The organism is Lysinibacillus sp. fkY74-1, assembly GCF_053165895.1.
Window position 1 is genome coordinate 2,195,512 of sequence record NZ_CP170173.1, and the last position, 21,941, is coordinate 2,217,452.

Sequence of the window (21,941 nt, forward strand, 5' to 3'; positions counted from 1 at the left end):
ATTCCTCAAATAATAAAGTACGAAAAAAATTTTGGGGACGTGAAGATTTGAAAAAAGTATTACTGTTTTTACTGCCACTTTGTTTGGTTACGGTGTCATTTTTTTATGTCAAGGCGAGTACTTATGACAATAAAGGGAGAAAGTATTATGAAGAAGCGGGGCAAATACTATGGGAAATCCAAACGGAGGAGAAAATCATTGCTCTTACTTTTGATGATGGACCACATCGCACCTACACAGCGGATGTTCTGGATGTTTTGGATAAATATCAAGCAAAAGCCACTTTCTTCATTGTCGGTCAAAATGCAGAAAAAAACCCTGAGCTTATTTCGAGAATGTACGATGAAGGGCATGAATTGGCCAACCACACCTATACGCATCCTTTAAAAACAAATGTCTCGAATTTGATGAAGGAAATTGATCAAACCAATGCAACTCTTTACAGTATTACCGGCTTTAAACCAACATTATTCCGTCCGGTGGAAGGGCAATTCTCCGATGCAATGATAGATGCAATTGCCAAAGAGGGCTATAAAGTGGTGATGTGGTCCTGGCATTTGGATACGCTGGACTGGAAAAGTCCAGGAGTTAATCGAATAGTGAATACCGTATTAAAAGGAGTAAAGGCAGGTAATATTGTGTTATTCCATGATGGTGGAGGTAATCGAGCACAAACTGTGAAGGCACTGGAGCAAATATTACCGGAGCTTGAAAAACAGGGTTATCGATTTGTGACGGTTTCAGAATTGCTTGAAGTGCAGATGGCGCATAAAAAAATGGAAAAAAAACAGTAGTGTTGAGAGTCTTCTTTCAACACTACTTTTTATGGTGCTATCTCTTTATGTAAAGGTTATTTTAACAATTTTTTGATGTGCTTCAGCTCACTAATTAAGTAATCAATTTGCTTCTGCATAGTATCAATTTGAACGTTCGACTGACTGTCTCCATTATTATTTTGAGAAGTATCCTTATTAGCGTTGACAAGTGCCTCTAGTGCGAGACCTGATGCAATAGTCTGTAGGCCATCTCCTAGTGTTGAAATGGCAGTACCAATATAAGCTAACTTAGCTGCATAAATTTCTAGGGAATCATTGTTTTGATTGGGCTTATTATTTCTTCCCATTATTTTTCCTCCTTATGTTTGTCATTACTTGCATCATATGCGTGAGGAAGAGAAAAGGAGAACGATTTAATTGATTCACAGGAAATGGTAAAATTAACAGAACGACAACATATTGGAGGAGCGGTCATTGACATATATAGAGATCGTTAAGATGGATAGACAATTGTTGGGGGGGATAAGCTGTTATTGAAGGAGCAAGAAAAAGGGGTTCCTGCATTTCCCTGTTAATTGGAATAAACGATTAGTAGGCTTTCTTATGTGTGGAAGTTACGACGGAAACGGAAAACGTCTTAGTCGCAGCCAGCAAGCTATGCCTCTCAGTTGACCTGGTTCAAGATTAAAAGCATGGAAAAGTTGATGGAGAAATCGCCGCCACCCTATGAAGTCTTCTCTGTCATCTATAATGGACAGCTTACTTCTTTTCACCGATTAACGGTTCATTCGGTCTATAAAAAGCTTCAGCACAGTATTAGGAGTACCTGTGAAAAAAATGTCCATGATTTGAAACTTTTTGAGTCATTGGCACGTTATATTCTTATAGTATTTCTATGAGTCAATTGATTTTTTAGTTGACTGCTACTAGGAAATGAGTAAAATTAGAAGGCAGTACCATTATATACCTAAAGCTTTTATAGGGAACAATGGATTCATGAGCATTAGGATGCTAGATGGTTGGAAGCATGATCAGACAAGGTCTGTCATAAAATTTGGACAGTCTTTTTCTTTTCGTCTTCTGTATAACCTGTTAAGATGGTAATAGTGTGACAACAAGTTAGTGTATATGAGAGTGGTGACAATCAAGATGGATGAACAGAAAAAAGAAAGTACAGAGCAGCAGCAAGAGCCAACGCCTGCTGAAATCAAGCCAGCAGGACAATTTATACAATTAAAACCGTTTAAATTCATCATGCTAATGTTCTTTACAATTCTTATTACTGCCGGCTTAACGATTTTTGCGTTAACATTTGGTGATAAGAAAGTGGTAGAAGTGAAAGTTCCTGTAGAACGTGAGGAATTTACGAAATTATATGAAGCATTTGATTTACTGAAAAATAACTATTACAAAGATATTGAGGATGAAAAAGTAGTTGATGGTGCTATTAATGGCATGTTCGATGCATTAGGCGATCCGTACTCTGATTTTATGGTGAAGGAAGAAGCAGACCAATTTAACTCTGGTTTATCTTCAAGCTTCCAAGGAATTGGTGCAGAAATTCAAGAACGTAATGGTTATATTACAGTTGTGTCACCGATCAAAAATTCTCCTGCTGAAAAGGCAGGCTTATTACCAAAAGATATCATCTTAACGGTCGATGGGAAAAGCATTCAAGGCTTCAGTGCTACAGAAGCAGTTGCGTTAATTCGCGGCGAAAAAGGAACATCTGTAAAATTATCAGTGAAACGTGGCGAAAATACTGAGCCTATACAAATGACTATTGTTCGTGATGAAATCCCAGTAGAAACTGTATACGGTGAGATGCTTGATGGCAATATTGCCCATATTCAAATTACATCGTTTAGTGAACAAACTGCTCAAGAGCTTGAAAAAATCCTTGTTGAGTACGAAGGCAAAGGTATGAAGGGGATTGTTTTAGATTTACGTCAAAATCCTGGTGGCTACTTAAAGGCTGCAGTGGATATTTCTAATTTATTTGTACCAGAAGGCAAAGCCATTGTGCAGGTACAAGAAAAAGATGCAGAACCAGAAGTCACAAATGCGATTGCTGGTAAAAAATACGATTTACCAATCACTGTTCTAGTTGATGGTGGTAGTGCTTCTGCCTCTGAGATTTTAGCTGGTGCCTTAAAAGAATCTGTTGGTGCAAAGGTGGTTGGTGAAACATCCTTTGGTAAAGGCACAGTCCAAAATGTCACTCCGTTGAAGGACGGCTCTAATCTGAAATTTACTACAGGTAAATGGTTAACGCCGAACGGTAACTGGATTAATGAAAAAGGGATTACTCCTGATGTTAAGGTTGCTTACCCATCATATGCCTCGTTACCATACTTGAACGCTTCTATGGAAATGAAGGCAGGTATGCAATCAGACACTGTGAAGGCGGCAGAAGAGATGCTTCAAGTACTAGGGTATGAACCTGGTGAAGTAGATGGTCTTTTCGATGACAATACAGCGCGTGCAGTAGAACAATTACAAGCTGCGAATAATCTTGAAGAGACAGGTGTTTTAACAGGAAATACAACGTATGCATTAATGGATGCGTTACGTGCAAAAATGAAAGCTGATGATCCTCAGTTGTTAAAAGCGAAAGAGCTTCTATTAGGTACAGCTGAAAAGGCTGAGGAAACTACAAACTAACAAATACAGCTGTCGCAACAGTCGTCTTTCACGGCATCTGCGACAGCTTTTTTTATAGGAGGAAGAAGAGAATGAAGGATGTATACCTATTTAGTGGCTTTTTAGGGAGTGGCAAAACATCAATGCTGACAGATGTAATTCGCCAACTAAAAGAAAAAAATTTAAAGCCCGCCGTTATTATGAATGAACTTGGCAAGCTACCATTTGACTCACAGGCCGTGGAAAAGGATATTCCACTCAAAGAGATGCTAGAAGGCTGTATTTGCTGTTCAGGTGCTGAAAAGACGGAGGCACAAATTCAATCTCTTCTATTAGATAGTGATTTTGATGTATTAATAATTGAAACAACTGGTGCTGCTCATCCAGTTGAGGCATTAGATGCGGTGTATTCACCATTGTTTGCTGATCAGCTTAATGTCAAAGGCATTGTTACAGTGGCAGATTCTAAGCTATGGCTTCACCGTGATACTCTGACACCACAAGTACGTTCTCTATTTATGGAACAAATTCGCCATGCTCACTTATTACTAGCGAATAAAACAGATCTTTTAACAGAGGCAGAGCAAGCGCAAGTAGTCTATGAGCTACAAAGCTTAAATCCCCATGCCTTTATTTTGCAAACGACAAATGGACGAGTACCTTTGTCATTGTTAGAAAGCTTAAAGGCAACCGCACAAATGGATAAAGCTGATATTGTAAAAGCGCGGATAGCCTCTATGCAACTTGGCTCGCGCTTAGTAGAATTCGCTGATATGGAGTTTACCCAGGAGCAATTTGAAGAATGGGTACGTGCCTTACCTGAAACAATTTATCGAATGAAAGGATATGTACCGATTGAAGGAGTTAAAAATCCAATGCTATTCCAATATGCATATGGCATGGTTCAATGGCTACCGGAATATATAAAAATGCCTGCGAAGCTTGTTATTATCGGTGAAAACGTAGGATCTCTTCCTGTCATTGGCATTCAATAAAGAAAATGTAAACCTGTGGATATTTGCACAATTTAGACAATGTGTAGATTACGCAGGTTTTTTTATTTTTATGTAAAGAGAATGTAACGTGTCTGTAATATGTTTGTAATATAAATGGTGAGAAGAGCCACTAGAAGTAGTGATATCACAATTCTGGTGGCTTTCGATAAGGATATTTAGAGGGACTGAATCAGTGAATAACGCATACATTTTGGACTCGCTTTCGGGGCAAATTTACGATAATATTAGCTAGATTTAAAGGGGTGTCAACCCTCTTTCAAACGTAAGTATTTCATAGATTGGTTAATCCTACTAAGAAATATAGCAAAAAAACGTAGATTTTTCGCGTATTTATTTCCGCGTTGGGGTAGTTAGCAAATGCTGGTAAGAATTGAATGAAAATTATCCTTTACGATAAATGGCATAGAAGGAGGAATTGCAAACATGAAAAAAACACTAACTGCAATTTGTGCAACATTTCTTTTAGCAGCTCCAATTCAAATAGCTTCTGCTGCTACAAATACAACAGAGGGGAATTCAGTAAAGCAAACAACAAACTGTAAAGTTTATTATAAATGGTCTAACAATCATAAATGGAATATTCAATTCCCGCAGGCATCTACACCATCTAATGAGACGCCTTCAACAAATACTAATAATACGGCAGCAACGCCAAACAATAATCAATCATCACAAAACGAAAAACCAGCAACACCACCAGCTAGCTCTACACCTTCAACAACAACTTCAGATGTGAACGCATTTGAACAAGAGGTAGTAAAATTAACAAACGCTGAACGTACAAAAGCTGGTTTATCACCATTACAAACGGATGATAAATTAATGGCGGCAGCTCGCGAAAAATCACAGGATATGCAAAGTAATAACTATTTCTCACATACAAGCCCAACATTCGGTTCACCATTTGATCGTATGAAAGCTTTAGGGATTACCTATAAAAGTGCAGGAGAAAACATTGCACAAGGTCAACGTTCACCACAAGAAGTAGTGCAAGCGTGGATGGATTCACCTGGTCACCGTGCTAATATTTTAAATGGTAAGTTTACGCATATTGGTGTAGGCTACGTGAAATCAGGTAATTACTGGACGCAACAATTTATTACTAAATAAGAGTTGTGTTCAAGAAAATGTCTTATAAGTCTACTAGGCTTATAGGGCATTTTTTTGATGGCATGAAGGTAGAAAAGGGGGATGTACAGTTACAGCTAAAAATATTTTTCAGTAAGATGCCAAGATGATATCGTCAGGGCATCTTTTTTGGCGATGAATCCCTCTATAACGCGTTTGAAATAAGCGAAAAATGCTTATACTCTCAAGTAGAGGAGGCGTTTTATGGATAGAGTGGAATATATGATAAAAAGCCTGCAAAAAGCATTCTACCATTCCTCTGATTTGACAGTCAGACAGGTAGATTGGCATGAAGGAAATACTGCTATTTTATGCTTTTACACGTCTCTTGTAGATGCGAAGGAAGTGCAAAAAGTTCTAGATACCATTTATGCACGTTTAGATACCGATAAACCTTTTTGGAGTGAAACATTAATTACAACATTAGACAATTTTTCATTACCCCTCGCCATTGAGCGAGTATGTCAGGGAGAAACCATCGTTATTTTGCCTGAAACAGGAAAAATGCTGGCACTTACTATAGTGAATGAAGTTCGTCGAAATCTCGAAGAGCCGAGTAACGAAAGTATTTTGCGCGGTTCACATGAAGGTCTGATTGAACGTGTGGATACCAATTTAGCGTTAATACGTAGGCGTGTCAATAATCCTGCACTGGTAGTAAAATCATTTACGATTGGTCGACAAACGAAAACAAAAGCCTATTATCTTTATATGGATGGGGTAATAAAGCCAGAGACATTACAAGAGATAGAGAAGCGGATTGCAGCTCTTCAAATAGATTATTTTTATAGCTCTGGTCAATTAAGTGATGCGTTAGAGGATTCGGTGTTATCTCCCTTTCCACAATTGTTAAATACGGAGCATCCAGATCGTGTAGTAGCCAATTTAGTAGAGGGTAAGGCTGTAGTCATGACGGATATTTCACCGACGGCTTTCATTGGTCCTGTTACTTTTTTTTCTTTCTATCAAACGCCAGATGACTATAATGGTCGAGTTGTCGTCGGTTCTTTTTATAAAATTGTTCGTCTTCTGTCATTTATAACTGCCGTTTTTTTGCCCGCTTTTTATATAGCGATCATTAGTTTTCACTTTGAAGTCCTACCTTTGGAATTAAGTAATCAAGTGAAAAACGATGTCAATGAAATTCCTTATCGACCATTGATTGAAGCGTTGATTCTAGAGATTATTATGGAATTAATTCGAGAGTCAAGTATTCGATTACCACAATCGGTAGGACAAACGATTGGAATCGTAGGGGGGTTAGTAATAGGGGATGCTATCGTAAGTGCGGGATTAGTATCCAATTTAATGGTAATAGTCGTCGCCTTAACGGCTATTTCCAGCTATGTTGTCCCGTCGGTTGAATTAAATAGTACCATTCGGATGATACGTTTTCCCTTTATGGTGCTAGCCTCTTTGTTTGGGTTTTTAGGGATTGTCGTGGGGGTTGTCATATTACTCATTCATCTTATTAATTTGACGTCTTTGAAACAGCCTTATTTTTCGCCTATCATTCCTTTTCAACCGAAGGCTGTGCTGAAAATTTTTTTACGCTGGCCGTTTATCAAGCCGACCGTGCAAGTCACATCTTTCCAACCACCAAAGGATGAACAAGCCAAAAACGAGGATACACCATGAATATTTCCTTGACGAAGGCGCAGTTCTTTTTACTATTATTTATATTTCAAACGGGTATTGTCTACATCGCCTTTCAAACGCCGTTAATTAGCTCCAGTAAAAATAGCTCATGGTTAATTTTTATTGTAGCGAGTATGATACATTATGGCCTACTTCTATTTTTTGAACGGTATCATTCGTATTTCTATTTAAATGTTTTTTTTCGTTGGGTTTATCAAATCTATTGGCTGTTATTGACTGCTGTATTTATTGCCTATATGAGCTATGTTTTGGCATCGTGGGTATTGCCACAAACACCTGAGTGGATAGTCGTTGTCATTATTGTTGTACTATCACTATATGCCAACTTAAGTCGACCCGAAACGGTCATCAATATTGGTGTGATGTTGATTCCCATCATTTTCCTATTCATCACTTTTCTAATGCTAGCGATACCAGATTTAACTTGGAGTAATCTTTTCCCCATAGAATGGAAGCATACAAAACAAATAGGAGCTGGTTTGATTCATAGCATCTATGCGTACTTTGGGATTGAAATGTATCTAATTTACCGACCATTTTTACAAAAAGATTTACAGGTAAAAGGAAAGCCCTTATTGATGTATCAGCTAGTTATTTTTGTGTTTTATTTTATTTCAGTTCTTTTTACACAAATGTTTTTCTCAATCGAAGAAATCAACCTCATACCGGAGCCCATTATGTATATTTTAAAATCCCAGGAAGTTACATTTGTCAAGCGACTTGATATTTTTTTCGTTTATATTTGGCTTTCTTGGTCAATTGTCACCGTCATGATTTTTGGTCTATCTTTTCGAATGCTTCATTTTGTGAAAAAAAAGCAGCATCCAAATAGTCGTATTATTGTGTATCATATTTTTCTAGCCATTCTACCACTCTTTGTCATTCATTTTCGAAGCATTGAGTTGATCAAAAATTCCTTACACTATGTATTTATCTTCTTTACTTTCTTATTACCCATAGTCATTATCGGTTGGAATAAATGGAGGGGAAAAAGTGTATCGTAAAGGGCTAATGATTGCCATGTCGTTCTTACTGCTAGCTGGATGTTGGGATGAGCGCCTTTATAAAAACTCTTCCGTTGTGACACTCGTAGGGATAGAAGGATATGTTGGAGCGTATAAAGGTTATTATGCCTATCCGACTTCGATGACTCAAGACACGGAAATTATCGAAGCAGAAGGATTGTCACCCCGTGAAGTCCGGACAAATGCAAATTTAAAAGTGGAGCAAACACTTGATTTATCGGAGCTATCAACGATTCTAATTTCTGATCATACAGCGAGAGAATCGATCTATGAACTATTGGATATTTATTTTCGGGACCCCCAAAATCCTATATCTATTAAAATGGCGCTTACGGATGGGGATGTCAAACCGTTTGTAGATTTGACAAAAGATTTAACGAATAGTGCTGGAAGCTATTACCAAAGATTTATTGAAAGTTCAGAAGATAATACCTATTTTCCGAAGGTCAATTTACAAGAAGTAGGTTCGATGCTTTTTGATCAGACAATTGATATAGCTTTGCCTTATTTTCAACTTAGTGAAGATAAAAAGCATGTGGTGGCAGGAGGCTTAGGTTTATTTACTGGACCAAGCTTTACGGGCACTGTATTAACACCGTCCCAATCCTTAACGATGCTGCTATTAATGAATCAAAAAAGTAAAGCGGCACGGATGAGCTATCTGTGGCAAAAGGATGGGAAAGTCAATCCGATTACTGTCGATGTATTAAAGGTGAAGCGCAAATGGACTGTCAATGAGGAATTGCGAACAATAGATATGAGCTATACCATTGATGTGGAGGTTGAAGAATTTCCGCACGATCATTTATATAAGGATGAAATTTTTCAGGACGTACAACAAATGATAGAGGAAAAAATGCAAGCTGAATTTGAAGAAGTCTTGCGGATTCTTCAAAATCAAAAGTCTGATACATTAGGGATTGGTCGTTATATTCGGGCTTACCATCCGAACATGTTTAAGGAAGAAGATTGGCATACAGAATTTTCCTCTTTATTACTCAAACCGAAAGTGGATGTAAAAATCATTCGAACAGGAGTTTTACGTTAAAAAAATCGCCTTTCCTAGAACTTAGGATAAGGCGATTTTTATTAGGCAGCAGTCACTCTTTTTTGAACAAGTAGCAAGCGAATCAATAGTGTAGCAGCGCCAGTAGTCAATCCTGCAACGAGTCCAATCCAATAGCCAAAAGGCCCTAAATCTGTGTGGGTCGCAAGCAAATAACCAACTGGTAAACCAATTACCCAGTAAGAAATAATGGCCATAATAAATGTTATCATTACATCTTTATAGCCTCTTAAAGCACCTTGTACAGGGGCTTGGATGGAATCTGATAGCTGAAAAATAGCGGCAAAGACTAAAAATTGCACGGCATATTCAATGACGTTACTATCTGTCGTATACATGTGCGCAACGGGTTCACGGAAAATAAAGAGTATACAAGCAGAAATAAAGCTAAAGATGATGGCAGTACCCACACAAAGATAACTATATGTACGTGCATCTCGCATGCGGCCTGCACCTATTTCAAAGCCCACTAAAATGGTGACACCCATCGAAATGCTTAGGGGCACCATATAAAGGAGGGAAGTGAAGTTAATCGCAATCTGATGGGCAGCAATAATGGTTGTGCTAAAATTACTCATCATCATTGTGACGGCTGAAAAAATACTTGTTTCTGCGAAGAGTGAAATGCCAATCGGCACACCAATCAGCAAAATTTCCTTCCATTGTAGCCATGCAGGCTTGCGCCAATCGTGAAACATACGAAATCGTTCAAAAGGCACTCGTTTTGCGATAATCCAAGCAGTAATGAAGAAAATCAGCCAGTAAGTAATGGCTGTGGCTACCCCGGCTCCAATTCCACCAAGCTCAGGTGATCCAAATTTTCCGAAAATAAAAATGTAATTCAATACAATATTAATAGGTGTTGTCATTAAGGTAATGATCATCGTGACACGTGTTTGTCCGAGTGCATCAATGAAACAACGCATAACAAAAAATAAAAATAGTGGTAATAGACCAGCGCACATCGCATAGATGTAGCCCTTAGCTATAGTATGTACAGATGTTTCTAAGCTCATTTTGCTAAGTATCCAATCGATGCCAAAGAAAAGTCCGATGAAAATAATGATGGACAGTGTAATGGCGACATAAATGCCTTGTTGAACAGCCTTTTTAGCATCCATTTCCTTTTTTGCCCCAACAAGCTGGGAGACAATCGGTGTTATGGCTAGGAGAATGCCAGATAGTCCTGTATAAATCGGCATCCAGATGGAGGAACCAATCGATACACCTGCTAAATCAGACGTCCCATAGCGACTTGACATTAACACATCAAAAAAAGAAACAAGGTAGATGGCTACTTGTGTCACTAGAATAGGGATAATCATTTTTAAAAGTAGTGCGTATTTTTCTTTCAAAGTGGATGTTTGATACATGTATGATACTTCCTTCATTAACATAATGAACAAGTATAGCATATGTAAAGAGAGAAAAGCTGAAATTTTATGGCTTCATCTATATCTTTTCGTTGGCATATAGTAAAATAGAACACTGTAAACAAAAAGTAGTCTACCTACAATGGTTTTTAAGGAATAGGAGAATTCATGTGAAACAACAAACAATCATTTTAACCGGTGGTGGGACAGCTGGCCATGTATCGTTGAACCAAGCGATACTCCCGTCTTTACTTGAACTAGGTTATGATGTCCACTATATTGGCTCAGAACAAGGTATTGAAAAAGAATTAATAGGCGAGGCTTTCCCTGATGTACCTTTTTATGGTATTGCAAGCGGCAAATTGCGTCGTTACTTTTCAATGAAAAATTTTACTGATCCATTTAAGGTGCTTGCGGGAATGATGCAGGCTTTTCGTATTATTAAAAAAGTAAAGCCGCAAGTCGTATTTTCGAAAGGGGGCTTTGTTTCTGTCCCTGTTGTCATGGCAGCCAAACTGGCAGGTGTTCCAGTCGTAATCCATGAATCAGATGTGACACCTGGGCTTGCCAATAAAATTGCTTTACCTTTTGCCTCTCACGTGTTCACCATTTTTGAAGAAACATTGAAGCATTTACCAAATGATAAAGCAACTTGTACAGGTTCCATCATTCGTCCTGAATTGTTGGAAGGGGAAAGAGCAAAAGGATTAGCATACTGTGGCTTTACGACATTAAAACCTGTTTTGCTTGTCATGGGTGGAAGCTTGGGCTCAGTGGTTTTAAATGATGCCCTTCGAAAAAATTTACCAGAGCTTTTAAAACAGTTTTATGTAATTCATCTATGTGGGAAAGGGAATTATGATGAAACGTTAGCTTCATTGCCTGGCTACAAACAATTTGAATATGTGACGACAGAGTTGCCTGATTTAATGCATGCAGCAGACTTCATTGTGTCTCGAGCGGGGTCAAACTCTATCTTTGAATTTTTGGCACTTCATAAACCGATGCTTTTGGTGCCATTATCTGCTCAAAAAAGCCGTGGTGATCAAATATTAAATGCTAATTTATTTAAAAAGCAAGGCTATGCAGAAGTGTTACAGGAAGAAGCTTTAACAAAGGAATCCTTCATGAAGTCTGTTTATACATTAACAGAGCGACAAGTGGAAATGGTTGAAACGATGTCCAAAACAAAGAAACCAAAAACGCCTGACGAGATGGCGTCATTAATTTTGCACTATCAAAAATAAATATCCATTAAAAAAGCTATGAGGGATGTCGATGATGACAACACCTCATAGCTTCTTCTTATAGTAATAGGCTTACATTGCTTGCTCTTCGCCTTCTTGCATTTCATAAGCAGTTGTTAAGTAGAATAAATCCTTTGGAATTTTAAATAAATCAAATTGTGCCATACCACTATTTACTTGAGCTAACAAAGTTGGGTGACTTTCATTAGCGCTCACAACATAGGGTAATTTTAACGCAGCACGCTGTGATTTTATATTTTCAACGCGAATACGGAGGAATACCGTATGAAAATTATATTCAAAAAATAACTCGTTTAAAAAAAGCATTTTTGCCTTTTGATTATAGCCTTTTCCTTGGTAAGGGAGTCCAATCCACGTTCCTAAAAAACCTGCACCGTCTTCAACATCGTGTATACTAATGGTGCCGATTGGTTGACCCCAGTCATCAGTAATGGTCCTCGAGATAGCGAGTCCTCTCGCTTCCTCTTCGATCAATTGCTTTGTCATAAACCAGTATTCATCAGCGGATGTGGCTTTCTGACGGACAAAAGGGAATACAGAAGGGTGTGATAATAGCTCATAAAGCTCTGTACATTCATGCAGGTCTCGATGTTTAAGCATACGAAACGCCTCCTTTACTAGGGTAGTTAAAACAATTCCGTTGAAGCATAAAGAAGAAAACTAAATTTCGTACTGGAATTAAAACCCAAAGAACTAGACGTTATAACTATGATATTCCATAATCTCCCGCTGTCTTACTGATTTCGACCATACCGAAAAAAGACTAGTTTTTTAAATATAATATAACATGCTAGCTGTTTGATGCAATCATTTTGCTCGTAAAAAACAAAATTTTAAGTTTAATAGTCAGTAAATTCTGATAAAAAGATAGAAATGATTCATTTATTTGACATATTTAAAATTAAGTAAATTCTATTACTTTTATCTAAAATTAATCAATTAAATAGTTCTATAGTATTATGTTTTTATATTTAAATAGTTAAATTATCAAAAATGTCCTTAAAAGGATATAATTTATCTAATTCTAGAACGGTAATTTTTTATTTTTATGTTATAATAGCAGAATTAGTTTTTGCGTATAATGACGTATATACATAGCATTTTATTATGATGGCAATGGCCTTTTTCTGGAGGTGACAGTATGGAGTATCTTTTAAGCGAAGATTTTTTTAATGAATTATTTATTGGCAATGATTTTGTTTTTCTTATGAAAAAAGTAAAGGAAGATTTTCAATATATTCGCTTAAACAATGCAGCTCGAGAACTGTTATCGATCGATGTAATTGGAAAAATGCTTTCCGCCGTTACCTCGAATCGAAATTTTTCGATCATTCAGAAAAACTATCATCATGCAATTGAAGAACATATTCAGGTTGACTATGTAGATTATGCATATGTACAGTCGGAGGTTCGTAAATATGAAACAACTGTACGCCCTTTGCGCTATAATCAGGAAGACTTTGTTTTAGCCATTACAAAGGAAATTCATTATGACCGTAGTATTGAAGATAAGTTTTTATTTATGCGGTCCCTATTCGATCATGCCTTTTTTTCGACTGTTGTGTTATCAGCTGAAGGTATGATTTATGAAGTGAATTCAAGCTTTATGGAAGATTTTCAAATAGATAATGAAGCCGTCAAACAAAAAATGTTTTTTGATTTACCGATTGTTCCTAAAGAAGAAGTTCAGCAAATTAAATGGTATCTACAACAAGCGGCTAGAGGAGAAAACGTTCATGAAAAGTTTGTAAGACTGCTTACGTTGGATCACCAAGAACGCATGTATTTACTGTCACTTTCGCCTGTCATGCAGGAGGATAATTCCTTTGCAATCTTTCTGATTATGCAGGACTTCACACAGTTCACCTTGCAAAAAGCAGAATTACGTTCGAAATCTCACGGCTTTGAAGTGTTTAAGTCGGCATTAAATTCAGCTACGGCCATTGCTATTTTAGATAGTGAATGTCATATTTCAGAAGTGAGCGAGATGTTTTTACAAGCTTCAGGTTACACAGAAGAGGAATTAATTGGTCAGCCTTATGCGCTACTTAAGCCACGGTACCAAACACAAAATTTTTTACAATTAATCAATGATAAACTTGCTAGTGGGGAAATCTGGCGAGGAGAGCTGTGCTATCGGACCAAATATCATGCTGATTATTGGGTGGAGGCAACTATCGTCCCATTAAAAAATGAGTTTGGTGAAATTGAACAAATTTTAACCATTAACTATGATATTACAGACAAGAAAAGAATGTTCACAGAACTAAAAAATATTGAACGAACTTTCCGTCTCATTACAGAAAATACAAATGATTTAATTGTCATCACGAATGAGGATGGAATCATTATTTATGCTTCACCCTCCTATGAAATATATTTAGGCTATGAAAATGTGGAGCTACAAGGTCAGTTTTACAGTGCCATTATTGATACAGAAAGCCAGCATGAATGGCAAACATTTATAAATAACTATACTGGTCAGACAGATACACAGTTCGAGCTTTTATTGAAGGCGAAGGACGGCACACCTATTTGGACAGAAGGCAATGTCACGGTGGTTCATGACCCTGATCGAGAAAAAGTTTCACAAATTATGATGGTGTCCCGTGAAATTACCCATCGTAAAGAGAGAGAAAATGATTTGCTGTATCTTGCCTACCATGATTCTTTAACACAACTTCCTAATCGCCGTTATTTACAAAAAGAGTTTCCGACAATATTGGCAGAAGCCAACGAAAACAATGCAAGTATAGCGATGCTTTATTTAGATGGGGATGATTTTAAAGCTGTCAATGATCGCTTTGGCCATGATACAGGGGATGCTTTTATTCAGAGCTTTGGTCAGGCTTTGAGCAAAACCGTTAGAAGTCATGATATCGTTATTCGAATAGGGGGTGATGAATTTCTTGTCATCCTCACAGGTCTAACGAGGGAAATTGAAAAAAGGCATAGTCAAATTATGCATATTATCCGTCGCATTCGAGATGAATTAGCAACAGGCTGGATGATTGAGAATCATCAGTTTACGCCAACTGCTTCAATAGGAATCTCGTATTATCCAGATCATGCCCAAACATTGGATGAATTAATGGATTTGGCTGATCAAGCACTATATAAATCAAAAGAAGCAGGGAAAAATAATCTCTATATTTCGGAAGCCCATTAAAAAAGTCTGTCCACAAATTATTCGTTGTGAGACAGACTTTTTATTTGATGTTATGCTATAACAGTATAGGGATAAAAATCCTACATCGTTATTTCGGAATAGAAGGTGATTATGTGCCTAAGAAAATATTATTAGTGGAAGATGAAAAGCATATTGCGCGTTTTGTTGAGCTCGAATTACAGCATGAAGGCTATGACGTGACGGTTGCCTTTGAAGGGCGGGAAGGGCTATCCCTGGCAACAACAGATGCATTTGATGTGCTATTACTAGACGTGATGCTACCGGGTATTAATGGTATTGAAATTTGTCGGCGAATTAGGACACAATCTCAAGTGCCTATTATTTTAATAACGGCAAGAGATGCTGTTATGGATCGTGTAGCTGGTCTCGATGCTGGAGCAGATGACTACATCGTCAAGCCATTTGCGATCGAAGAACTATTAGCAAGAATTCGAACGATTTTACGTCGTGCAACAACACAAGAGCCAGCAAATAGTGAATGTTTGAGTTTGCGTGATATTGAGATAGATATTGCAGCCTATGAAGTTTTCGTGCAAGGGAATAAACTCGACCTAACTAAGACAGAATATGATTTACTGAAACTATTAATTGAACACAAAAATAGAGTTTGTACACGCGAGCATATTTTAACATCTGTATGGGGCTATGATACAGATATAGAGACCAATGTGGTAGATGTGTATATACGTCATTTACGGTCTAAGCTCCCAGGTGATACGAATGCCTATATTGAGACGGTTCGAGGGGTTGGGTATGTGATGCGTGAATGAATCAGTTACTTATGTACCTCCGTCGTCAATCTTTGCAGAAAAAATGGATGCTCACCTCCAGTAGTGTGATTTTTTTAAGCTATACGATTATTTGCGTGGTTGTTTATATTTCCCTCCATACGTGGCTATTAAATGATGAGGAAAGCAAAGTTGAACGGACTAGCAGGGATATTATTTCATTTTTACAATCACAGGGACCAGATATTACGATTCAACAAATTCAACAAAATACTGGTTTGCTCAAATCGATTGTCGACCGAGATGAAACTGTTAGAATGTTTAATGCGGACGGCGTGGATATTTTGCGTATCAATAATACTTCAGCTGCTGCACCACTTAGCTCCATGCAGGAGATTTTTGAGACGACCATTGATAAGCAGGATGTACTGGTCATGAATGAACCAATACGCTTAGGCTTTTTTCAAGGATATGTCCAGGTTGTCCATCCGCTCACTGGTTTTCAATCGCTCATGCATTATCTATTAACAGCCATGCTCATCGCAGGTGTTGGGGCATTGGTGTTATCAGGTTCTATTGGGTATTATCTAGCCAATTATTTAATGAAGCCATTGCGTGAATTACGTGCTTCCATGAAAATGGTGATGGATCAAGGCTTTAATGAGCCCATACAGTTAACCAACACGTCACACGATGAGATTGGTGATTTATTGAACATGTACAATGCCATGATGAATGAGCTGCAAATTTCTTTTACACAGCAGCAACAATTTGTCGCTGATGCTTCTCATGAGCTTCGTACGCCCATCCAAGCAATTGAAGGACATCTTTCTCTGTTGAAAAGATGGGGCAAAAATGATCCAGCTATTTTAGAGGAGTCGATTGATACTTCATTAACAGAAATTGCTCGCATGCGTAAAATGATTGAGGAATTATTAGAGCTTGCAAGACGTGAGGAAAAAGATGAAATGAGTGAGGCGAATGCACTAGCTGTAATTGAAGCTGTTATCGATGAAATGGAGCTTGTACATCCAAAAGCGCGAATTATGCTGTCGAAAAATGATGAAATAGGTCCTTTATTTATAACTGAAAATGCACTAAGTCAAATCATTCGTAATATAATAGAAAATGCAATTCGTTATTGTGAAAAAATTCCTGAGATACAAATTTCTATTTCAGTTGCTGGAAATTATGCATGTTTAGAAATTGCTGATAATGGTATAGGAATAGCAAAAGACAATATTCCTTTTATATTTGATCGTTTTTATCGAGTGGATGAGGCAAGGAACCGTAAAATTGGTGGAACAGGCTTAGGATTAAGTATCTCGAAGATGTTGCTTGAAAAGTATAATGCCACGGTAGAAGTCAAGAGTGAGGTTAATATTGGAACCGTTTTCTCGTTAAAGATCCCGCTAAAATATTAAGAAAAATGCACGCTTTATTTCATTATTCTATCCTTTGCGAAAAAAATTGCTTAATTTGCTAAAAAGAGTTGTATTTTTTGTGAAGAGTAGTAAGATTGAGATGGAAAAAACGTTCTTTAAAATATGGAAAAGTAGTGTGAAACATTCTTTTAAAGAACGGCTAAATATTATATAATTAATTGCAATTTAATTAATGGAACTGCCGTAAGGCAAAATTTGGAGGTCATTTTTCATGTCGAACAACGTTACAACTGTAAGTTCTCCATGGTCAGCTTTCTCTGGTCCTAACCTAGGATATGTGATGGAGCAATACGACTTATTCTTACAGTCTCCTGAAGAAGTAGAACCGGAGTTAGTTTCTTTATTCCAACAATTTGGTGCACCAGTAGTAGTAGAAGGTGAAGTAGCTGTAGCTAGTCATACAGCAGCGGCTCCTGCTGGCGATTACAAAAAAGTGTTAGCCGCTGTGAGATTAGCCGATGCAATTCGTTCACGCGGTCATTTAGCGGCAGATATTTATCCTCTGAAAAACCGTGAACTACAAACAGCTCAAATTGACGAAAGCGCGTTCAACTTAAGCGCTGCAGATTTAGCTGAAATTCCTGCAGCAATCTTCTTCAAAGATGTGCCAGCAAACGTGAAAAATGGTAAGGATGCAATTGACTATTTAAAAGCTATTTATACAAATAAAGTAGCGTTTGAATATGAACATGTAGTAGCTACAGAAGAACGTAATTGGATTCAAGCGCAAATTGAATCAGGCTCTTTCCAACAAGCACTTTCTTCTGATGAAAAGAAAGCCTTATTAGATCGTTTAACACGTGTTGAAAATTTTGAGAAATTTATCCATAAAACATTTGTAGGACAAAAGCGTTTCTCTGGTGAGGGCTTAGATACGCAAATTGTACTATTTGATGAAATCATTAAAACTGCAGAAGCGCTAAGTGTTGAAAAAGTACGTATTGGTATGGCACACCGTGGTCGCTTAAATGTTTTAACACATATTTTAAATAAACCTTATGACATGATGTTCTCTGACTTTGCACATGTATCAAATGATTTATTTATGCCGGAAAATGGTCGCCTTGAAATTACAAAAGGGTGGACAGGTGATGTGAAATACCATATGGGTGCTTCTTATAACCGTGATTCAGGTATGAATGTGAAACTTGCCTACAACCCATCTCACTTAGAAGTGGGCAACCCAGTAGTTCTAGGTGCTACTCGTGCAACACAAGATGACACTTCAAAGCCAGGTCAAGCGGTTCATGATCGTACAAAAGGCTTAGGAATCCTAGTACACGGTGATGCAGCATTCCCAGGTCAAGGTATCGTAACTGAAGTATTAAACTTCGCTAAAACTGAAGGATTTACAACTGGTGGTACTATTCATATTATCGCGAACAATATGATTGGTTTCACTACGGAACAATATGATTCTCGTTCTTCTGTTTACTCATCTGACCCAGCAAAAGGGTATGAAGTACCAGTAGTTCATGTGAATGCAGATAGTCCAGAAGCAGTGGCTCAAGTAGGTCGCTTTGCAGCTAACTATCGTCAAAAATTTGGTAAAGATATTGTTGTTGATTTAGTTGGTTACCGCCGTCACGGTCATAACGAAACAGATGATCCAACGGTTACAAACCCAGAAACATATAAATTAGTTTCTAAGCACGAAACTGTTCGTGCGTTATATGGTGCAGCATTAGTAGCAGAAGGTCTTGTATCAACTGAAGATGTAGCAGCATTAGATACAGCTATCTATGCAGAAATGCAAGCTGCTTACGATCATGTAAAAGAAATGGCTTCAAAAGATGAGCATCATCAATTAGAAATGCCAGAAGAATTAAAAGTAGAGTTCCCACAAATTGATACAGCAGTTGGTGCAGAACGTTTAGGTAAAATCAACGAAGAGCTTCTAGTGTTTGAAGAAAACTTCGAGCCACAGAAAAAGCTTGGAAAAATTTTAGAAAAACGTCGTGATGCATTTGCATCTGCAAAAATCGATTGGGGTCATGCGGAAACTTTAGCATATGCAACAATTATCCAAGATGGCACACCAGTACGTTTCACAGGTCAAGATGCTCAACGTGGTACTTTCTCACAACGTCACTTAGTGCTTCACGATAAAAACAATGGTAATGTCTTTACACCACTTCATCATATTTCTGGTGCAAGTGCATCCTTTACAGTACACAACTCACCACTGACTGAAGCAGGGGTAGTTGGCTTTGAGTATGGTTACAATCTAGAAAATGGCCATGTATTAACAGTTTGGGAAGCACAATTTGGTGACTTTGCGAATATGGCACAAGTAATGTTTGATAACTTCATTTCAGGGGCACGCTCTAAATGGGGTCAAAAATCTGGCATGGTGATTCTATTACCACATGGTTATGAAGGCCAAGGTCCAGAGCACTCTTCAAGCCGTATGGAACGTTATTTACAAATGTCAGCAGAAAATAACTGGTTTGTAGCAAACTGTTCAAATGCAGGTAACTACTACCACTTATTACGCCGCCAAGCAGCGTTATTAGGTACTGAAGGTGTTCGTCCACTTGTGGTTGTATCACCAAAATCATTATTGCGTCATCCATTAGCAGCAGCTAATGCTGAGCAATTAGCAGATGGTTCATTCCAAGAAGTGATTGAACAACCTGGCTTAGGTACAAAAACGGATGCTGTAGAGCGTATCGTATTAGGTACTGGTAAAGTGATGATCGACTTAGCAGATCGCGTGAAAGATGGAGAAGGTTTCGATCACTTACACATTGTTCGTGTAGAACAACTTTACCCATTCCCAAAAGAGCAAGTTGCTGGTATTATTGCTAAGTATCCTAATGCTAAAGAAATCGTATGGGTACAAGAAGAACCTAAAAACCAAGGCTCATGGAATTATGCTCTAGAAACATTATATGAACTTGCAGAAGGTAAAAAGCTTCGCTATGTAGGTCGTCCTGCAATGAGCTCAACTTCTGAAGGAGATGCAGATTCTCATAAAGCAGCTCAATCATCACTTATTGAAGAAGCAGTTGCTGAGCCAGTAAAGGTTAAATAATCACATATAAATATTGATAGCTGGGCTACTTGCCCATAAGCAGTAGCCCTTTTATGTGCATCATGCACGTTAATCAAAGGAGGAAATGAAAGTGGCTGAAATTAAAGTCCCTGAATTAGCAGAATCGATTACAGAAGGTAGTATCGCACAGTGGGTAAAAAAAGTGGGCGATCGCGTTGAAAAAGGTGAATTCATCGTTGAACTTGAAACAGATAAAGTAAACGCTGAAATCATTTCTGAAGAAGCAGGTGTATTAACACAAATTTTAGCTGAAGAAGGCGATACTGTACTAGTTGGTCAAGTTATCGCAATTGTAGAAGCAGGCGAAGGCGCAGCAGCTGCACCAGTAGCGGCAGCACCAGCTGAAGCAGCTCCAGCTCCAGCAGCGCCACAAGCAGCACCTGCAGCACCAGTAGCAGCAGCACCTGTAGTAGAAGAAACTTCTGGTGAGCGTGTCATTGCATCTCCAGCGGCACGTCGACTTGCACGTGAAAAAGGTATTGACCTTGCAGCGGTATCACCAGTAGATCCACAAGGCCGTGTACGTGTACAAGATGTAGCGGCACATGGTACAGCACCAGTAGTAGCAGCACCTACACCAGTAGCAACTACAGGTGGCCCAGTTGTATTCACACCAGCAGCTAATTCTGACCGTGTAACGATTGAAAAAATGAGCCGTCGTCGTCAAACAATTGCAAAACGTTTATTAGAAGTTAAACAATCAACAGCAATGTTAACAACATTCAACGAAATTGACATGACAAACATCATGGCACTTCGTAAACGTAAACAAGAAGAGTTTGTGAAAGCAAACGACATCAAACTTGGTTTCATGTCATTCTTCACTAAAGCTGTTGTTGCAGCACTGAAAAAATACCCATACGTAAACGCTCAAATCTCTGGCGATGAAATTCATTTAAATAACTTCTTTGATATCGGTATTGCAGTATCAACTGAAGAAGGTTTAGTAGTACCAGTTGTACGCGATGCGAATAGCAAAAACTTTGCAGAAATCGAAAAAGATATCGCTAACTTAGCGACAAAAGCTCGTGATAAAAAATTAGGCTTAAATGACATGGCTGGTGGATCATTCACAATCACAAATGGTGGTGTATTCGGTTCATTAATGTCAACACCAATTATGAACGGTACGCAAGCTGGTATTTTAGGTATGCACTCCATTGTAAACCGTCCGGTTGCAGTAAATGGTGAAGTTCAAATCCGTCCAATGATGTATGTAGCACTTTCTTACGATCACCGTATCATCGATGGAAAAGATTCTGTAGGATTCTTAAAAACAGTTAAAGAGTTAATCGAAAATCCTGAAGATTTATTATTAAATTCATAATTCCTTTAAACCCTGCAAACTTTGCAGGGTTTTTTCTTGGCTTCTGTATCACTAAAGTCATTAGTAATTTTGATAATCCAAAACTATTTACTTAGTATAAAAAGAATAGGTAGTAAAAATATGTTGTTTTCCAGCAGATATATGGATAAAAATACGTAGATTAATAATGGATAGGGCAAGCATAATACCCTAATATTGTCATTAGTCAGAAAAATGATAAAACTCTCTTGACGTACATA

Annotated in this window: 16 protein-coding genes; 13 read left to right on the forward strand and 3 right to left on the reverse strand. The window is 37.9% G+C overall.

Going from position 1 to position 21,941, the window contains the following annotated elements; genetic code table 11:
• Positions 1–47: 47 nt before the first annotated feature.
• Positions 48–794 (forward strand): polysaccharide deacetylase family protein, encoded by a 747-nt coding sequence (locus ACE1MS_RS10695; RefSeq protein WP_036168261.1) that lies wholly within the window; start codon positions 48–50, stop codon positions 792–794.
• A 56-nt stretch (positions 795–850) separates the two neighbouring features.
• On the opposite strand, the gene ACE1MS_RS10700 is transcribed toward ACE1MS_RS10695, so the two are convergent.
• Complete coding sequence (locus tag ACE1MS_RS10700) at positions 851–1,123, reverse strand: hypothetical protein (protein WP_012294394.1); 273 nt, start codon at positions 1,121–1,123, stop codon at positions 851–853.
• An 802-nt stretch (positions 1,124–1,925) separates the two neighbouring features.
• Here ACE1MS_RS10700 and ACE1MS_RS10705 point away from each other — a divergent pair.
• The 6 genes from ACE1MS_RS10705 to ACE1MS_RS10730 all read left to right on the forward strand — a co-directional run bounded on the left by ACE1MS_RS10705 (position 1,926) and on the right by ACE1MS_RS10730 (position 9,295).
• On the forward strand, positions 1,926–3,440 hold the full coding sequence (locus ACE1MS_RS10705; RefSeq protein WP_031418171.1) for a lmo1851 family serine protease: 1,515 nt from the start codon (positions 1,926–1,928) through the stop codon (positions 3,438–3,440).
• Between the two features lie 71 nt (positions 3,441–3,511).
• A complete protein-coding gene (locus ACE1MS_RS10710; protein WP_447402951.1) occupies positions 3,512–4,414 on the forward strand; it encodes a CobW family GTP-binding protein in 903 nt (300 codons plus the stop codon).
• Positions 4,415–4,858: 444 nt separating this feature from the next.
• Entirely contained in the window at positions 4,859–5,545 is a 687-nt protein-coding gene (locus ACE1MS_RS10715) for a CAP domain-containing protein (protein ID WP_012294395.1), read from the forward strand.
• A gap of 222 nt (positions 5,546–5,767) precedes the next feature.
• Positions 5,768–7,201, forward strand: a complete 1,434-nt coding sequence (locus tag ACE1MS_RS10720; RefSeq protein WP_447402952.1) for a spore germination protein — start codon at positions 5,768–5,770, stop codon at positions 7,199–7,201.
• Positions 7,198–8,226: a GerAB/ArcD/ProY family transporter gene (locus ACE1MS_RS10725; protein ID WP_197223963.1), complete on the forward strand. Its 1,029-nt coding sequence runs from the start codon at positions 7,198–7,200 to the stop codon at positions 8,224–8,226. Before ACE1MS_RS10720 ends, ACE1MS_RS10725 begins: the two co-directional genes overlap by 4 nt.
• Entirely contained in the window at positions 8,216–9,295 is a 1,080-nt protein-coding gene (locus tag ACE1MS_RS10730) for a Ger(x)C family spore germination protein (RefSeq protein WP_031418179.1), read from the forward strand. Before ACE1MS_RS10725 ends, ACE1MS_RS10730 begins: the two co-directional genes overlap by 11 nt.
• A gap of 41 nt (positions 9,296–9,336) precedes the next feature.
• Here ACE1MS_RS10730 and ACE1MS_RS10735 read toward each other — a convergent pair whose 3' ends face one another.
• Entirely contained in the window at positions 9,337–10,686 is a 1,350-nt protein-coding gene (locus ACE1MS_RS10735; RefSeq protein ID WP_099805155.1) for an MATE family efflux transporter, read from the reverse strand.
• 170 nt (positions 10,687–10,856) lie between these two features.
• Here ACE1MS_RS10735 and ACE1MS_RS10740 point away from each other — a divergent pair, with 170 nt between their 5' ends.
• On the forward strand, positions 10,857–11,933 hold the full coding sequence (locus tag ACE1MS_RS10740; protein ID WP_012294400.1) for an undecaprenyldiphospho-muramoylpentapeptide beta-N-acetylglucosaminyltransferase: 1,077 nt from the start codon (positions 10,857–10,859) through the stop codon (positions 11,931–11,933).
• A gap of 72 nt (positions 11,934–12,005) precedes the next feature.
• Here the strand turns inward: ACE1MS_RS10740 and ACE1MS_RS10745 are convergent, their stop codons facing one another.
• The gene (locus tag ACE1MS_RS10745) at positions 12,006–12,554 is read right to left on the reverse strand and encodes a GNAT family N-acetyltransferase (RefSeq protein ID WP_012294401.1); all 549 of its coding nucleotides are present in this window, start codon (positions 12,552–12,554) and stop codon (positions 12,006–12,008) included.
• 541 nt (positions 12,555–13,095) lie between these two features.
• Here ACE1MS_RS10745 and ACE1MS_RS10750 point away from each other — a divergent pair.
• The 5 genes from ACE1MS_RS10750 to odhB all read left to right on the forward strand — a co-directional run bounded on the left by ACE1MS_RS10750 (position 13,096) and on the right by odhB (position 21,702).
• Positions 13,096–15,123 (forward strand): sensor domain-containing diguanylate cyclase, encoded by a 2,028-nt coding sequence (locus ACE1MS_RS10750; RefSeq protein ID WP_012294402.1) that lies wholly within the window; start codon positions 13,096–13,098, stop codon positions 15,121–15,123.
• Positions 15,124–15,236: 113 nt separating this feature from the next.
• Positions 15,237–15,914, forward strand: coding sequence for a response regulator transcription factor (locus ACE1MS_RS10755; RefSeq protein ID WP_036161622.1), 678 nt, complete (start codon positions 15,237–15,239; stop codon positions 15,912–15,914).
• Positions 15,911–17,296 (forward strand): HAMP domain-containing sensor histidine kinase, encoded by a 1,386-nt coding sequence (locus tag ACE1MS_RS10760; RefSeq protein ID WP_036161625.1) that lies wholly within the window; start codon positions 15,911–15,913, stop codon positions 17,294–17,296. Before ACE1MS_RS10755 ends, ACE1MS_RS10760 begins: the two co-directional genes overlap by 4 nt.
• A gap of 232 nt (positions 17,297–17,528) precedes the next feature.
• Entirely contained in the window at positions 17,529–20,354 is a 2,826-nt protein-coding gene (locus ACE1MS_RS10765) for a 2-oxoglutarate dehydrogenase E1 component (protein ID WP_036168246.1), read from the forward strand.
• 91 nt (positions 20,355–20,445) lie between these two features.
• Positions 20,446–21,702 (forward strand): 2-oxoglutarate dehydrogenase complex dihydrolipoyllysine-residue succinyltransferase, encoded by a 1,257-nt coding sequence (odhB, locus tag ACE1MS_RS10770; RefSeq protein WP_031418188.1) that lies wholly within the window; start codon positions 20,446–20,448, stop codon positions 21,700–21,702.
• Positions 21,703–21,941 lie beyond the last annotated feature (239 nt).

What these genes read in the sequence shown, in the direction of transcription:
- ACE1MS_RS10700 (WP_012294394.1), bottom strand. Translation starts at nt 1,123, where the DNA reads ATGGGAAGAAATAATAAGCCCAATCAAAACAATGATTCCCTAGAAATT.
- ACE1MS_RS10705 (WP_031418171.1), top strand. Translation starts at nt 1,926, where the DNA reads ATGGATGAACAGAAAAAAGAAAGTACAGAGCAGCAGCAAGAGCCAACG.
- ACE1MS_RS10710 (WP_447402951.1), top strand. Translation starts at nt 3,512, where the DNA reads ATGAAGGATGTATACCTATTTAGTGGCTTTTTAGGGAGTGGCAAAACA.
- ACE1MS_RS10715 (WP_012294395.1), top strand. Translation starts at nt 4,859, where the DNA reads ATGAAAAAAACACTAACTGCAATTTGTGCAACATTTCTTTTAGCAGCT.
- ACE1MS_RS10720 (WP_447402952.1), top strand. Translation starts at nt 5,768, where the DNA reads ATGGATAGAGTGGAATATATGATAAAAAGCCTGCAAAAAGCATTCTAC.
- ACE1MS_RS10725 (WP_197223963.1), top strand. Translation starts at nt 7,198, where the DNA reads ATGAATATTTCCTTGACGAAGGCGCAGTTCTTTTTACTATTATTTATA.
- ACE1MS_RS10735 (WP_099805155.1), bottom strand. Translation starts at nt 10,686, where the DNA reads ATGTATCAAACATCCACTTTGAAAGAAAAATACGCACTACTTTTAAAA.
- ACE1MS_RS10745 (WP_012294401.1), bottom strand. Translation starts at nt 12,554, where the DNA reads ATGCTTAAACATCGAGACCTGCATGAATGTACAGAGCTTTATGAGCTA.
- ACE1MS_RS10750 (WP_012294402.1), top strand. Translation starts at nt 13,096, where the DNA reads ATGGAGTATCTTTTAAGCGAAGATTTTTTTAATGAATTATTTATTGGC.
- ACE1MS_RS10760 (WP_036161625.1), top strand. Translation starts at nt 15,911, where the DNA reads ATGAATCAGTTACTTATGTACCTCCGTCGTCAATCTTTGCAGAAAAAA.
- ACE1MS_RS10765 (WP_036168246.1), top strand. Translation starts at nt 17,529, where the DNA reads ATGTCGAACAACGTTACAACTGTAAGTTCTCCATGGTCAGCTTTCTCT.